We start from the raw sequence: 12,932 nt of genomic DNA on the forward strand, positions 1-12,932 counted from the left end.
GACGAAGAGCGCGACTACATGTACGCCGAGTACGCGAAAGACCCGCGCATGAAGGCGAACATCGGCATCCGCCGCCGGCTCGCGCCGCTCCTCGACAACGACCGCAACCAGCTCGAACTGTTCACCGCGCTCCTCCTGTCCCTGCCGGGCTCGCCCGTCCTGTACTACGGGGACGAGATCGGCATGGGCGACAACATCTGGCTCGGCGACCGCGACGCCGTCCGGACGCCGATGCAGTGGACGTCCGACCGCAACGGCGGGTTCTCCCAGTGCGATCCGGCGCGGCTCTACCTGCCGGTGATCATGGACCCGATCTACGGCTACCAGGCCGTCAACGTCGAGGCGCAGCACGACAACCCCGGATCGCTGCTGCACTGGACGCGCAAGATGATCGAGATCCGGCAGCGGCACCCGGTGTTCGGCGTCGGTTCCTACGTCGAGCTGTCGTCGTCCAACCCGTCCGTGCTCGCCTTCACGCGGGAGATCACCGAGGACGAGAGCCCGTGGGGCGAGATGGACACCGTCCTGTGCGTCGGCAACCTGTCGCGCTTCCCGCAGCCGGTCGAGCTCGACATGCGCCGGTTCGAGGGCTACTCCCCCGTCGAGTGCATGGGCGGCGTGCAGTTCCCGGCCATCGGCGAGCTGCCGTACCTGCTGACCCTGCCCGGCCACGGCTTCTACTGGTTCCAGCTCGACCCGCCGGAGAACGCGGAGACGGAGCGTGGCCGGTGACCGTGCTGCCGCCCGATTCGGGTCCTCCGTCCGGAGCATCGCGGCGTGGCTGCCGCGGCAGCGGTGGTTCGGCGGCAAGGACGGCCGCCGCATCGACGACCTGTCGATCGGCTCCGCCATCGAGCTGCGGTCCGGCGATCCGGGCCTGCACCACCTCACCCTCGACGTCGTCCAGGACGGCGTCACCGACCGCTACCAGGTGCTGCTCGGCGTCCGCCGCGACCTGCCGGGACGGCTGCGGCACGCCGAGATCGCCGTCCTCGCCGACGGGCGGGACGAGCCGAAGGCGCGGCTGTACGACGCCGCGTTCGACCCCGACCTGACCCGCACGCTGCTGGCCGGGCTGGCCGACGGCGCGGCGGCCGGGCCGCTGCGGTTCCACCGCATGCCCGGCGCGCGCATCCGCACGGACCTGGCGAGCCTGCCCATCACCGGCGAGCAGAGCAACACCTCGCTGCTGTTCGGGGACGCCTACATCTGCAAGCTGTTCCGGCGGCTCAGCCGCGGCGTCAACCTCGACCTGGAGGTCAACCTCGCGCTGACCCGCGACGGCTGCGCGCACGTCCCGGCCGTCCTCGGCTGGATCGAGCTGGCGCCGGGGCCGCGGGACGGCGACGCGGAACCGGTCACGCTCGGGCTGCTGTCGGACTACCTGCACACCGGCGCGGACGGGTGGAGCCTCGCGATCGCGAGCGTCCGCGACTGGTACGCGCACACGCCCGCGCCCGGGGAGGACGAGTGGGCGGAGCTGGACGCGAGCGCCGCCGGGGGCGACTTCGCGGCGGAGGCCGAGCGGCTCGGCGCCGCGACCGCGCAGGTGCACGGGGCGCTGGCGGACGCGTTCGGGGCGGAGACCGTCCCGGCCCGCGAGGTGCGGGCGATGGCGGCGCGGATGAACGACGAGCTGACGGCCACGTGCCGTGCCGTCCCGGCCCTCGCCCCGCACGCGAAGGCGCTCACCGCCGCGTTCGTCGAGCTGGCCGCGCTGGCCGATCCGCTGGCCGTCCAGCGGGTGCACGGCGACTACCACCTGGGGCAGGTGCTGCGCACCGAGTCGGGCTGGACGCTGCTGGACTTCGAGGGCGAGCCGGCCCGCTCGCCGGACGAGCGCCGCGCGCTCGCGCACCCGCTGCGGGACGTCGCGGGGATGCTGCGCTCGTTCGAGTACGCGGCGCGGTTCCTCATCACCAAGCCCGGGAGCGTGCCGCCGGAGGCGCGCCCGCGGCTGGAGACGCGCGCGCAGGCGTGGGCGGCGCGCAACCGGGCGGCGTTCTGCCGCGGGTACGCGGCGGCGGGCGGCAGCGACCCGGCCGCGCACGGGGCGCTGCTGCGCGCGTTCGAGTTCGAGAAGGCGGTCTACGAAGTGCGGTACGAGGCTCGGCACCGGCCCGCGTGGCTGCCGGTACCGCTGGGTTCGCTCGCCCATCTGACCGCTTGATCAAAAGACACCGATCGGGCGCATTAATTCGCCGCCATGATCATGCAAAATCGGCCTGCTCTCCCAATTCGAGCGCGATCAACGGGTATCCGAACCGTCGCAGGCAAGATCAGCCGGTCAGCCGGACCGGCGGCGAACGAAATCGGAGAGCACGAATGTCCAAGGCACCTCACACCACCGATCGGACCGGCCGGAACCGGTCCCGTTCCGGCCGGATCCGCCCGAGCCGTATCCGGCACGCCGGGTCGGCCATTCGAAAACAGGGCGGCCGGACCGCCGTCACGATGACCGCCGCCGGACTGGCCCTCACCGTCCCGTTCGGCGGCGTCGCGGCGGCGGAACTGAACCAGGGCGTCCTGAACCGGCTGAACCTCGACGCGAAGACCGTCTCGCGGGTCAAGGCGTACGACGAGTACCGGACGAAGCAGGAGAAGCAGGAGAAGAAGGCGCGCAAGGCCGTCCGGTTCGCGAAGAAGCAGCTCGGCAAGCCGTACCGGTGGGGCGCCGAGGGCCCGAACGCCTACGACTGCTCCGGCCTGGTGATGGCCGCCTGGCGCAAGGCCGGCGTGAAGCTCCCGCGGGTCACCCACGCGCAGTACCGCAAGGTCGACCGCAAGGTGAAGCTGAAGGATCTGAAACCCGGGGACCTCGTCTTCTTCCGAAATCGCGGCCACGTCGGGATGTACGTCGGAAATGACCGATTCCTACATGCCCCGAACTCCAACTCGCGAGTACGGATCAACAAGCTCACCAAGCGGCGGGAGAAACAGTTCGCCGGAGCGGTGAGACCCGGGGCCCCGGAAAAGCGGGAATGGTCGCTGGAGATCCGGGAACTCGCCGCCAAGATCGACCGGCTGAGCGAGAAACCGGCCGAGGCCCCGCCCGATAAATCCCGGACCCCCGACACTCCGGAACCCGCGCAGAACACGCCCCACGACCCCCCGAAGCCCCCGATCGGCCCGCCCGCCGGCGACGCGCATCCAGCGGAACCGCCCGCGCGGCCAGGAAAGCCGAACCAGCAGGCTCCGGCGAAGAACCCGCCGTCCGAGCACCACTCCGGCAAGATGGCCGCGAAGCCCGCCGACACCGCGTACTGGCCGATCCGGCCCGCCGGCTTCGACTCCTGGAACGACTTCGCGTATCCCGACATGCCGATGACCGCGCCGGGCCACCGGCCGCACTAGACCACCGGCAGACCACCGACCCGCGGACACCCCGCGGGACCACCGACGCGCGAACGCCGCCATGGACCGTCCATGGCGGCGTTCGCGCGTCCGCACGGCTTCGCGGACGAGCCCGTGGAGGCGTCCGGGCATCACCGCCGGGAGGCGATCTCTTGGGACGGGCCCGGAACTGCGGAACGCGCGGAACCGGCCCGGCGGTCGGCGATTCGGACATGCCGGATCCGCACGCGCCATGACCTTGCCATTCGCTTACTTCTCCCTGGGCATCGGCGGAGAAGGCGCGGGCATCAACGGAACTCATGCGACTGACTACAGGGAGATGGGGAGGGACGCGGATGTGGGACTTCGCGGGCCGTGACACCGCTATCGACCTGGGCAGCGCGACCGTGCGGATGCACGTCGAGAAAAACGGCGTGGTCTGCCGCGAGCCGTCGCTGCTCGCCCGTTCGCGGCAAACGGGCCGGATCCTGGCGCTGGGGACCCCGGCGCGGGAGATGGCGGGCCGCAACCCCGACGTCACCCTCGTGCGCCCGATCCGGGAAGGGGCGCCGACGGAGACCGACGAGGCCGAATGGCTGATGCGCCGCCTCGTGCGGCACCACCACCGAAAGCACTACATGGCGCGGCCACGCGTGGTCGCGACCGTCCCGAGCGGCATGACCTCGGTGCACTACCGGGCCCTGCAGTTCGCCGCCTACCAGGCGGGCGCGCGGCGGCTCACGCTGGTGCCGACGCCGATCGCCGCGGCCATCGGGATGGGCATGACCTCCGCCGGACGTCCCGAGGTGGCCGTCATCGCCGACATCGGCGCGGACCTCACCGACGTGGGCGTCATCGCGTTCGGCGGACTGGTCACCTCGCACACCGCGACGGTCGGCGGGACCGCGATGGACCGCGCGATCATCCGGCTGGTCCGGCGGGAGCAGGGCGTGACACTGTCCCTGGCCGCCGCCGAGGAGGCCAAGCTCGAAGTCGGGGCGGTGCCGCCGCTGGGCCGCCGGCCCGCCAAGCAGACCGTGGTGACCGGACGGGACGTCTCCAGCGGCCTGCCGCGCCAGGTCGTGCTGACCACCGCGGACGTGCAGCGCGCGATCGAGCTGCCGCTCGCCCGGATCATCGACGCGATCCGCGCCGGGCTCGCCGGCTGCGGACCCGAGGTGTCGGGCGACCTGCTGAGCGTCGGCGTCACGCTGACCGGCGGCTGCGCCAAGCTGCCCGGCCTGGACCGGCTGATCCGCGAGCGGGTCGGGCTGTGCGCGCGGGTCGGCGACGACACCGGGGACGCCGCGGTGCTGGGCGCCGCCGCGGTGCTGCGCTCGGCCGGCGGCGAGGAGCCGTCCGCCCGCGACAGCTCGCCGCGCCCGCAGGTGCTCACGACCGTCCCGGACTACCTGCCCGAATACCAGCCCGAATACTGACCTACCGCGCATTCCGCGGGGCGGGACCTGACCGGCGCCCTGAGCCGGAGTCATCCGGGGACTGACCGGGTGGCCGTTTCCGCCCCGCGAAAGCGCGCGCGGCGCCACGATGGACGCATGTCCTTCGAGGAGATGGCCGGGCACGATCTGATCAACGTCGTCCGGGACCTGGGTCCGGTGGAGGCGGTCCGCGACCGGGAGGCCGCCGAGCGGATGCTCGCCTACCCCAAGATCATCGCCGCGGGCCCGCCCGAGTTCGGGCTCGCCGAGCAGGCGGAAGGCGTCTGGCGCATCCTGTCGCTCGACTCCATGGACCCCTACGCGGCCCGCATCGACCTCGCGATCCGGCTCCGGGACGGTGCGGCGAAGGCGGACCCGGCGGTGGCCGCGGAGATGCGGGCCCTCGCCGACCTCTTCGACCCCGAGGACCTCGGCGCGCCCGTCCCCGGCGAGTGCGCGGTGGACGGGCGGCGGTACCGGATCGTCCGGGTGCCGCCGTTCGCCCGGCTCGGCACCGACGGCCCGGAACCGGTCCGCGCCACCGACGTCGAGGGCGGCCCGGTCGACGGCTTCCGGCTCGACCCCGCCGCGCCGGTCGGCCCGGCCGACGCCACGCTCCGCCTCGAACTGCTCGGCCTCGTCCCGGACCCGGGCAGCGTCCCGGACGACGAGCGGGCGGAGGCGCTCGCGGCAGTCCGGGCGTACCCGGGCGTCGTGCTGCTGCCGCCGCTGTTCGCCGTGGTCGAGGACCGCGACGACCACTGGCGTCCCATCACCGGCGGCACCGGCCCGCAGGACGCGCGCCGCGCGCTCTCGCACTACTTCCGCCGCACGCTGCCGCGCTTCCCGCCGCCCGAGACGCCCCCGCCGAGCCCCGGCGAACTCGCCGAGTACGCCCGCGCCGCCGACCGCATCGACGCCGAACGCGGCGTCGAGTTCGTCGCCTGCGGCCGCCGCTTCCGCATCGCCCGCGTCGCCCGGATGATCCGCGTGGGCCCCGACGGCCCCGAACCCGCCCGCGAGTCCGACGAGGTCCCCCTCGACTGAGGGCGATCGTCCCGCGACCGGAACGTCCGGCGGATCCGCTGCGTCGGTTAACGAAAATGCCGAGGCTCGGCCGTCCGGGCTTCGGCCGAAGGACCACCGACCCGTGGAGTGGTGATGGACCCGACGCCCGCCGAGGATCTGCCGGTGCGGCCGCAGTGGGAGAAGGAGCTTGCGGTGTGGCGGCGGATCCGCCGGTACGCCGTTCCCCGCCGGATGATCGAAGAGGCGACGGAGCGGCGGCTGGCGGGCGACTGGCGGGGCGCGTGCGCGGCGGCGGACGTGGACGTCGAGTTCGACCTCGACCGGGTCGCGGAACGGTTCGGGGCGACCGGCGTGGAGCGGCTCGCCGAGGATCTGCGGCACTTCGTCCCCGACCTGCTGCGCTGGCACCTGCCGCGGGCGGACCGCGGCCGGACGACGCTCCTCGACCGGCAGGTGATCGCGCTCGGCCGGTACGGCGACGACGACTCGCCCGTCTTCGTCACGCTGCACCTGGTCACGCCGCTGTACACGAACGGGTCGCAGCGGCTCAGGCTGACGCTCGGCCACGACGACGAGCACGAACTCGATTACGGCCCGTCCATGGACTGGACGCGCGAGCGGCACCTGTTCGACGACCGGTTCTGCGGCGGGCTGCTGCGGCAAGCGGGCGGCGGCCCGGACCGGGCGCCGTTCCTCCACCCGGACGGGACACCGCTCGCGGACGGCGAACTGCCCGCGTCCGACCCGGGGCCGGACGCCGACGCGACCACGCGGGCGGAATGGTCGATGCTGCTGTTCGAACGCGGCGACATCGACGCGGCCTTCCGGGCGGCGGGGTTGGAGCCGCGGCTCGACAGTGAGCGTGCCGACGCCGACTTCCTCCCGGTGATCATGGGCCCGGGGCTCCATGTCGACCACGAGCCGAGCATGGAGTTCGATTTCCCCGACCGCTCCTCCGGCCAATGGGGCGGCGAGCCGCGGGACTCGATCGGGCGGCTGCCGATGTCACCGCCGCTGATCGCGCGCGCCGCCGTCCGGGCCGCCGAGCGGAACGGGGAGGCTCCGCTGTTCGATCTGGGCGGGCACCGGGGGCTGGTCGTGCACACGACGAGCGGGCCCGGACGTCCGGTCGTGCGCCTGGAGGGCGCCTACCTGCCGAGGGTGAGGAGGGGGAGGCACCACATGGCCGACCACCACTGGCGGCGGTCGACGGACGTCGAACTCGTCCGGCGCGGGCTGGTGTCACCGGACGAGCTGCACCCGCTCGTCCGGTCGGCGCTGTTCCCCGCGCGGCCGGACGCGGACGGCCCGGTCGGCCCGCCCGTCCCGGTGCCGCCGGAGCCGGTGCGCGTCCGGTGCGGGGACGAGCGGCACGAGGTGCGGCCGCGCGGCTTGGAGCTGGAGATCCCGCACTCGGCGGAGGAGCAGCAACGCGAGGACGCGCTGCTGGCGTTCGGCGGCGCGATGTCCGGGTGCTTCGCCGCCCGGCGGGCGTGGCGGACGGGCGAGGGGCCGTTCCCCCCGGAGCTGGAGGAGCAGCGGCGGGAGCTGTTCCTGCGGATCCAGCACGGCGACCTCGACGGGCTCCCGCTGAAGGCGGGCCCCGCCCCGGAGGGCGACCGGCACGACGGCACCCTGCCGCCCCTCGCGATCCGCGACACGGGGTCGGGCGATCTGGTCCGTGCCCTGGTGCGCGCGGGCGCACGCACCGACGCGGACGGCGTCGACCCGGCCCGCCTCATCGAGTGGCACGAACGCGCGGACCTGGACTACCTCGATGACTGACCTCCCCTCCCTGATCCGCTCCCCGGCGAGCGCGGACGCCCGCACAGACGGCATCGCCCCGACCCGCCCCGTCAAGCGGCACGAACGCGCGCACCCGGACCACCTCGATGACTGACCTCCTCTCCCCCGCCGACGACCTGAACCGGCGGGCGGGCGCGCGGCGCACCGAACCGGCGCGCAGCACACGGTTCGAGGCGCTCTCGCTGGCCGTGTCGGCGAACATCCCCGTCCTGCTGTGGGGCGAGCCGGGCATCGGCAAGTCGGCGGCCCTGGAGCGGCTCGCGGCCGGGCTCGGTGTGCCGCTGGAGACGGTGATCGCGAGCGTGCACGAGCCGTCCGACTTCGCGGGGCTGCCGATCATCGGGGACGATCCGGCGGCGACCGGGGTGCCGATGGCGCCGCCGGACTGGGCCGTCCGGCTCGCGACCGCCGGACGGGGCGTGGTGTTCTTCGACGAGCTGTCGTCGGCGCCGCCCGCCGTGCAGGCCGCGCTGCTGCGGGTGGTGCTGGAGCGCCGGGTGGGGAGCCTGGCGCTGCCGGAGCGGGTGCGGGTCGTCGCGGCGGCGAACCCGCCGGCGAGCGCGGCCGACGGCTGGCAGCTGAGCGCGCCGCTGGCGAACCGGTTCGTGCATCTGCGGTGGACGCACGAGCCGGCGACGGTCGCGCGGGGCATGGCGGGCACGTGGCCCGAGCCGTCCATGCCCGTCGTGGACCCGGGGAAGGCGGCCGCGGCGGTGGCGCGGGCGCGGGGCGCGGTGTCGGGGTTCCTCAGCGGCCCGTCCCGGCCTGGCGCACCGGCTGCCGGACGACGCCGAGGGGCGCGGCGGGGCGTGGCCGTCGCCGCGCACGTGGGACCTGGCGCTGCGGCTGCTGGCGACCGGGTACGCGGCGGCCGCGCGGCAGGAGGCGGTGGCGGCGGCCGTCGTGGGGGCGGTCGGCTACGGCGCCGGGCTCGAACTGCTCGCCTACCTGGACGCGCTGGACCTGCCGGACCCGAACCGGGTGCTGGCGGACCCGTCGGCGTTCGCGCTGCCCGAGCGCGGCGACCGGCAGCTCGCGTTCCTGACGGCCGTGGTGTCGGCGGTGCAGGACGATCCGACGCGGCCGCGCTGGGAGGCGGGCTGGGACGTCCTGGCGAAGGCCGTCGAGGCGGGCGTCCCGGACATCGCCGCGCGGGCGGCGGGCGATCTGGCGGCGCTCCGCGAACCCGGCTGGCCCGTGCCGTCCGGTATCGACGGATTCGTGGAGCTGCTGCGGCTGTCCGGCGCGCTGTGACCGGACTCGACCGGACGAAGCTGCTCGCGGCCCGGTACCGGGCCGCGACCGACCGGCCGTACCTGGCGTCCGCGCTGTACTCGCTGACGGTCGTCGCGTCGGAGCGGGTGCCGACGATGGCAGTGGACCGGCACTGGCGCTGCTACGCGTCGCCGGCGTTCGTCGCCGCGACGCCCGTCCCGGAACTCGCCGGGGTGTGGATCCACGAGGTGTCGCACCTGCTGCGCGACCACCACGGACGGGCCGCGCGGCTCCCCGCCGCCGAGCAGCGCGACCATTTCCGGGTCAACGCGGCACAGGACTGCGAGATCAACGACGACCTGGTCGCCGACGGGCTGCCGCTCCCCGCCGGACGCGTCGTCCCCGGTGACTTCGGGCTGCCCGACGGCCGGACGTTCGAGGAGTACCTGCCGGGCGTCCCGCCGGGACCGGCGCACGACTGCGGGTCGGGCGCGCACGCGTCCGGTGCCGTGGGACCTGGACGGGACGGACGGTCCGTGCGTCGGCCCGGTCGAGGCGGGCGCGCTGAACGCCGCGCGACGGCCGAGGTGATCCGCGCGCACCGGCGCGCGCGGGGCGACGTGCCGGGCGGGTGGCTGCGGTGGGCCGAAGGGGTCCTGGAACCGGTCGTGGACTGGCGGCGGGTGCTGGCGGGCGCGGTCCGGGAGGCGTCGCGTGGGCGGGCGCGCGCGGTCGACTACACCTACCGGCGCCCGTCCGCCGCACCCCGGCGCTGCGCGGCGCGGTGCTGCCGAGCCTGCGCCGCCCCCTGCCCCGCGTCGCGATCGTGATCGACACGTCCGGGTCGATGGGCGAGGACGACCTGGCGGCGGCGCTCGCCGAGGTCACCGGCGTGCTGCGGGAGGTCGGGGTGCGCGGGAACCGGGTGGCGGTGCTGGCCTGCGACGCGGACGTGCGGGCGGTGCGGCGGGTGTCGTCGGCGGAGCAGGTCGAACTCGGCGGGGGCGGCGGCACCGACATGCGCGTCGGGATCGAGCGGGCCCTCGCCGGGCGGGACCGCCCGCAGGTGGTGATCGTCCTCACCGACGGCTACACTCCGTGGCCGCACGAGGCGCCGTCGTGCCGGGTGATCGCCGCGCTCGTCGGGACGGACCCGCCCGCGCCGCCGTCCTGGATCGAAACCGTTCACCTAGGGAGTCCGACATGAGCGACGCACCCGATCGTGAAGGGCCGGGCGCGCCCCGGCTGCAGGAGGTCTCCGACGGGATCTTCGCGTACGTCCAGCCGGACGGCACGTGGTGGATCAACAACACCGGTTTCGTCGTCGGGTCCCGGGGTGTGACGAGCGTGGACGCGTGCTCGACCGTGCGCCGCACCCGCGCGTACCTGGAGGCGATCGCGTCGGTGACGCCGCGTCCCGTCCGGACGCTGGTGAACACGCACCACCACGGCGACCACACGTTCGGCAACCACCTGTTCGCGGGCGCGACCGTCGTCGGGCACGAGCGGGCGCGCGACGGCGTGCTGGCGTGGGGGAAGCCGTTCGACGAGCCGTTCTGGACGAAGGTCGACTGGGGCGACGTCGAACTGGAGCCGCCGTTCCTCACGTTCACCGACGGCGTGACGCTGTGGGCGGACGAGCTGCGCTGCGAAGTGCGGCACGTGGGGACGGCCGCGCACACGACGAACGACTCGATCGTGTGGATCCCGGAGCGCCGGGTGCTGTTCTGCGGCGACCTGCTGTTCAACGGCGGCACCCCGTTCGTCCTCCAGGGGTCGGTCGCGGGGCTGATCGAGGTGCTGGAGGAGTCGTGGCGCCGCTGGGCGCGGAGACGATCGTCCCCGGGCACGGTCCCGTCGCGGGACCGGAGCTGATCGGCGGCGTCGTCGGGTATCTGCGGTTCCTGCAGGGGGTCGCGGCGGAGGCCAAGCCCGCCGGGCTGACGCCGCTGGAGGCCGCGCGGGAGACCGACCTCGGCCCGTACGCGGGCCTCACCGACCCCGAGCGCATCGTCGGCAACCTGTACCGGGCCTACGCCGAACTCGACGGTGTCGAACCCGGCGGCGACATCGACGCGGTGTCGGCGCTCACCGACATGGTCGCCTACAACGGCGGCCGTCCGTTGACCTGCTCCGCCTGACCGCGCCTCCCGACGCGCCAGTCGGAGACGACGCCGAGGAGCAGCAGCAGGGCGACGCACCCCAGGAATGTCCAGAACACGAGGGGGATTTACCCGGCAGGGCGGGATTTGGAACCGGAGGAACCGGCCGGATCGGGCCGGTTCGGGCCGTCCCCGAGGACGGCCCGATCCGCGGCGGCGGTCGGCGGACCCGGCCGGTCAGAGCTGGCCGGTGGACTCGCGCCAGGCCCGCTCCCGCTGGATCCACTCGTTGTCCTGCGGGAACTCGTCGATCGTGGTGACGCGGCGGATCTCGGTCTTGATGCCGGGGCCGGCCATCGGCGCCCGCCGGGCCCACTCGACGGCCTCCTCCTTGGAGGCCACGTTCAGGATGTAGAACCCGCCGAACAGCTCCTTCGTCTCCCCGTACGGCCCGTCGGTCACGACGGGGGGCTCGGACGCGTAGTCGACGACGACGCCCTCGGCGGCGTCGGCGAGCCCCTCGGCGGCCAGCAGCACCCCGGCCTTGATCAGCTCGTCGTTGAACCGGCCCATCGTCTCGAGGATCTCGTTGAAGTCGACGTCCGCGAAGTTCGCGAAGCCCTCGTCGGTGGCGCGCATGATCAGCATGTACTTCATCGTTCTCGTCTCCCTCGGTCTGCGGGCCCGGTCCGGGCCCTTACCTCCCTAGGTCGAACGGGGACGCCGCGGATCAACACGGCCGCCAAATTTTCTTCAGGATTCCTCAGCGGAGTTCGGCGGTGGCCAGCAGCCGGATCTGGGCGGTGGCCCAGGCCCGCGCGGTGGCGTGCCCGTCGTCGCCGCCGAGCGGCTTCGGCGAGGTCGCGACGGTGCCGGCGGCGGCGCGCAGCCCGGCGCGGCGCAGGTCCCCGGCGGTGCGGGCCGACGCGGACGCGGAAGGTGGGCGGGGCGTGCGCGAGGCCGCGGTGGGCCGCTTAGGCGGTGACCTCCAGCGCGGCGTCGATCGTGGCGGCCAGCGCGTCGGGGACTGCGCGGCGCGGGCGCGTCGAGGGCGCCCGAGCCGTCGCCGGGTTCGAGGTCGGGGACGACGGTGGCGCCGTCGGCGGTGCGCACCGCGAACGGGTCGACGACGAGGCCGCCGCGGTCGCGGCGGACGGACCCGGCGATCATCGCGGCGTCCGGGAGGGCCGCGGCGAGGGCGTCCAGGGCCGCGGGACGGTGCGGGCTGTAGTCGGCGGAGACGGTCGCCGTGCAGCCGGACGCGTCGGCGACCTCGGCCACGAGCCGCTGCGCGCCCGGCTGGTAGCCGACGTCGAGGACCTCGGCGATCTCCAGCACGCGGACGAACTCGGCCTCGACGCGCGGCCGGACGAGCCGCGGCGGCAGCGCTTCGAGGGCCTGCCTGCACGACTTGAGGTCGGTGACGCGCAGCCCCGCGGGCAGGCTGTCCCACGAGCCGCCGAGGGGGGTGACGGTCGTCTTGGCGATGCGTCCGGCGGTGACGCGGACGACCCGCCCGGCGCTGCGGGTGGCGCTCTCGGAGACGACGTTGGCGGCGGCGAGGGCCCGCAGGGACGCGCCGATGATGCGGCGTCCGCCCAGGTCGCGCCCGTGAGCCGGTCCCCTTCGGGGACGTCCCAGCGCCGTTTCAGGACGAGCACGATGCCGGTGGCGGCGTGCGCGAGGTAGACGTCGGCGGCGCGGACGGCGTCGGAGCCGCCGACGCGGCAGCCGAGGGCGGCGAGCCGGACGCGGCGCAGCGGGGTCTCGGCGGCTCGTCGGTGCCGAGGACGGCCGAGCGCGGCACGGCGGGCTCGCGGCGGCGCGGGACGCGCGGCGGCGCGCGCGTGCAGTTCGGCGAGGAGCGCGGCGAACCGGGCGGGATCGTGGTCGGCGCGGCGCTCGTGGTAGGCGGCGAGCTGGTCGGCGAGGTCGTCGACGGCGGCTCCGGGCCAGCGTGGGCCGTGAGGCGATCGTGCGTCGGCTCGCGGACGCCGGAGACCGCCGA

13 protein-coding genes and 2 pseudogenes are annotated in these 12,932 nt (G+C 74.5%); 13 read left to right on the forward strand and 2 right to left on the reverse strand.

All coding sequences use genetic code 11. The annotated features are described in order from the left end of the window. From BJF79_RS17870 to BJF79_RS60545, 13 genes and pseudogenes are all read left to right on the forward strand, one after another. Positions 1-732: alpha-glucosidase C-terminal domain-containing protein (locus tag BJF79_RS17870; protein ID WP_187357015.1), on the forward strand; the 732-nt coding region annotated here is incomplete at its 5' end. Then, positions 722-2,170 carry a maltokinase N-terminal cap-like domain-containing protein gene (locus BJF79_RS17875; RefSeq protein ID WP_158079210.1) on the forward strand — a complete coding sequence of 483 codons (1,449 nt, stop codon included), beginning with the start codon at positions 722-724 and terminating at the stop codon, positions 2,168-2,170. The genes BJF79_RS17870 and BJF79_RS17875, both read left to right, overlap by 11 nt. A gap of 284 nt (positions 2,171-2,454) precedes the next feature. Further along, positions 2,455-3,354 (forward strand): C40 family peptidase, encoded by a 900-nt coding sequence (locus tag BJF79_RS17880; RefSeq protein ID WP_316043374.1) that lies wholly within the window; start codon positions 2,455-2,457, stop codon positions 3,352-3,354. A 335-nt stretch (positions 3,355-3,689) separates the two neighbouring features. Next, the gene (locus BJF79_RS17885) at positions 3,690-4,772 is read left to right on the forward strand and encodes a rod shape-determining protein (protein ID WP_075898909.1); all 1,083 of its coding nucleotides are present in this window, start codon (positions 3,690-3,692) and stop codon (positions 4,770-4,772) included. A gap of 117 nt (positions 4,773-4,889) precedes the next feature. Next, on the forward strand, positions 4,890-5,819 hold the full coding sequence (locus BJF79_RS17890) for a DUF5954 family protein (protein WP_075898911.1): 930 nt from the start codon (positions 4,890-4,892) through the stop codon (positions 5,817-5,819). Between the two features lie 114 nt (positions 5,820-5,933). Next, a complete protein-coding gene (locus tag BJF79_RS17895) occupies positions 5,934-7,586 on the forward strand; it encodes an ankyrin repeat domain-containing protein (RefSeq protein ID WP_143220006.1) in 1,653 nt (550 codons plus the stop codon). Beyond that, complete coding sequence (locus BJF79_RS60525) at positions 7,579-7,701, forward strand: hypothetical protein (protein WP_262402204.1); 123 nt, start codon at positions 7,579-7,581, stop codon at positions 7,699-7,701. The genes BJF79_RS17895 and BJF79_RS60525 overlap by 8 nt, the downstream gene beginning before the upstream one ends. Continuing rightward, positions 7,694-8,152 (forward strand): annotated as a pseudogene (locus BJF79_RS60530) (sigma 54-interacting transcriptional regulator); the annotation flags it as partial. The gene BJF79_RS60525 and the pseudogene BJF79_RS60530, both read left to right, overlap by 8 nt. Positions 8,153-8,495: 343 nt before the next feature. After that, entirely contained in the window at positions 8,496-8,861 is a 366-nt protein-coding gene (locus BJF79_RS60535) for a hypothetical protein (RefSeq protein ID WP_262402209.1), read from the forward strand. Then, on the forward strand, positions 8,858-9,652 hold the full coding sequence (locus BJF79_RS17905) for a DUF2201 family putative metallopeptidase (protein ID WP_262402207.1): 795 nt from the start codon (positions 8,858-8,860) through the stop codon (positions 9,650-9,652). The genes BJF79_RS60535 and BJF79_RS17905 overlap by 4 nt, the downstream gene beginning before the upstream one ends. Further along, complete coding sequence (locus BJF79_RS60540) at positions 9,649-10,029, forward strand: VWA-like domain-containing protein (protein ID WP_262402208.1); 381 nt, start codon at positions 9,649-9,651, stop codon at positions 10,027-10,029. Before BJF79_RS17905 ends, BJF79_RS60540 begins: the two co-directional genes overlap by 4 nt. After that, the gene (locus tag BJF79_RS17910) at positions 10,026-10,697 is read left to right on the forward strand and encodes an MBL fold metallo-hydrolase (RefSeq protein WP_262402205.1); all 672 of its coding nucleotides are present in this window, start codon (positions 10,026-10,028) and stop codon (positions 10,695-10,697) included. Before BJF79_RS60540 ends, BJF79_RS17910 begins: the two co-directional genes overlap by 4 nt. Continuing rightward, a complete protein-coding gene (locus BJF79_RS60545) occupies positions 10,634-10,963 on the forward strand; it encodes a hypothetical protein (RefSeq protein ID WP_262402206.1) in 330 nt (109 codons plus the stop codon). The genes BJF79_RS17910 and BJF79_RS60545 overlap by 64 nt, the downstream gene beginning before the upstream one ends. A gap of 198 nt (positions 10,964-11,161) precedes the next feature. Here BJF79_RS60545 and BJF79_RS17915 read toward each other — a convergent pair whose 3' ends face one another. After that, positions 11,162-11,581 (reverse strand): YciI family protein, encoded by a 420-nt coding sequence (locus tag BJF79_RS17915; protein ID WP_075898916.1) that lies wholly within the window; start codon positions 11,579-11,581, stop codon positions 11,162-11,164. Between the two features lie 96 nt (positions 11,582-11,677). After that, positions 11,678-12,932, reverse strand: a pseudogene (locus BJF79_RS55520) (hypothetical protein); the annotation flags it as partial.

This window comes from Actinomadura sp. CNU-125 (genome assembly GCF_001942465.1).
Classification (GTDB): domain Bacteria; phylum Actinomycetota; class Actinomycetes; order Streptosporangiales; family Streptosporangiaceae; genus Spirillospora.

Excerpts from the sequence above, each read along its gene's own strand:
- BJF79_RS17885 (WP_075898909.1), top strand. The coding sequence starts at position 3,690 with ATGTGGGACTTCGCGGGCCGTGACACCGCTATCGACCTGGGCAGCGCG.
- BJF79_RS17915 (WP_075898916.1), bottom strand. The coding sequence starts at position 11,581 with ATGAAGTACATGCTGATCATGCGCGCCACCGACGAGGGCTTCGCGAAC.
- BJF79_RS17895 (WP_143220006.1), top strand. The coding sequence starts at position 5,934 with ATGGACCCGACGCCCGCCGAGGATCTGCCGGTGCGGCCGCAGTGGGAG.
- BJF79_RS60525 (WP_262402204.1), top strand. The coding sequence starts at position 7,579 with ATGACTGACCTCCCCTCCCTGATCCGCTCCCCGGCGAGCGCGGACGCC.
- BJF79_RS17890 (WP_075898911.1), top strand. The coding sequence starts at position 4,890 with ATGTCCTTCGAGGAGATGGCCGGGCACGATCTGATCAACGTCGTCCGG.
- BJF79_RS17910 (WP_262402205.1), top strand. The coding sequence starts at position 10,026 with ATGAGCGACGCACCCGATCGTGAAGGGCCGGGCGCGCCCCGGCTGCAG.
- BJF79_RS17880 (WP_316043374.1), top strand. The coding sequence starts at position 2,455 with ATGACCGCCGCCGGACTGGCCCTCACCGTCCCGTTCGGCGGCGTCGCG.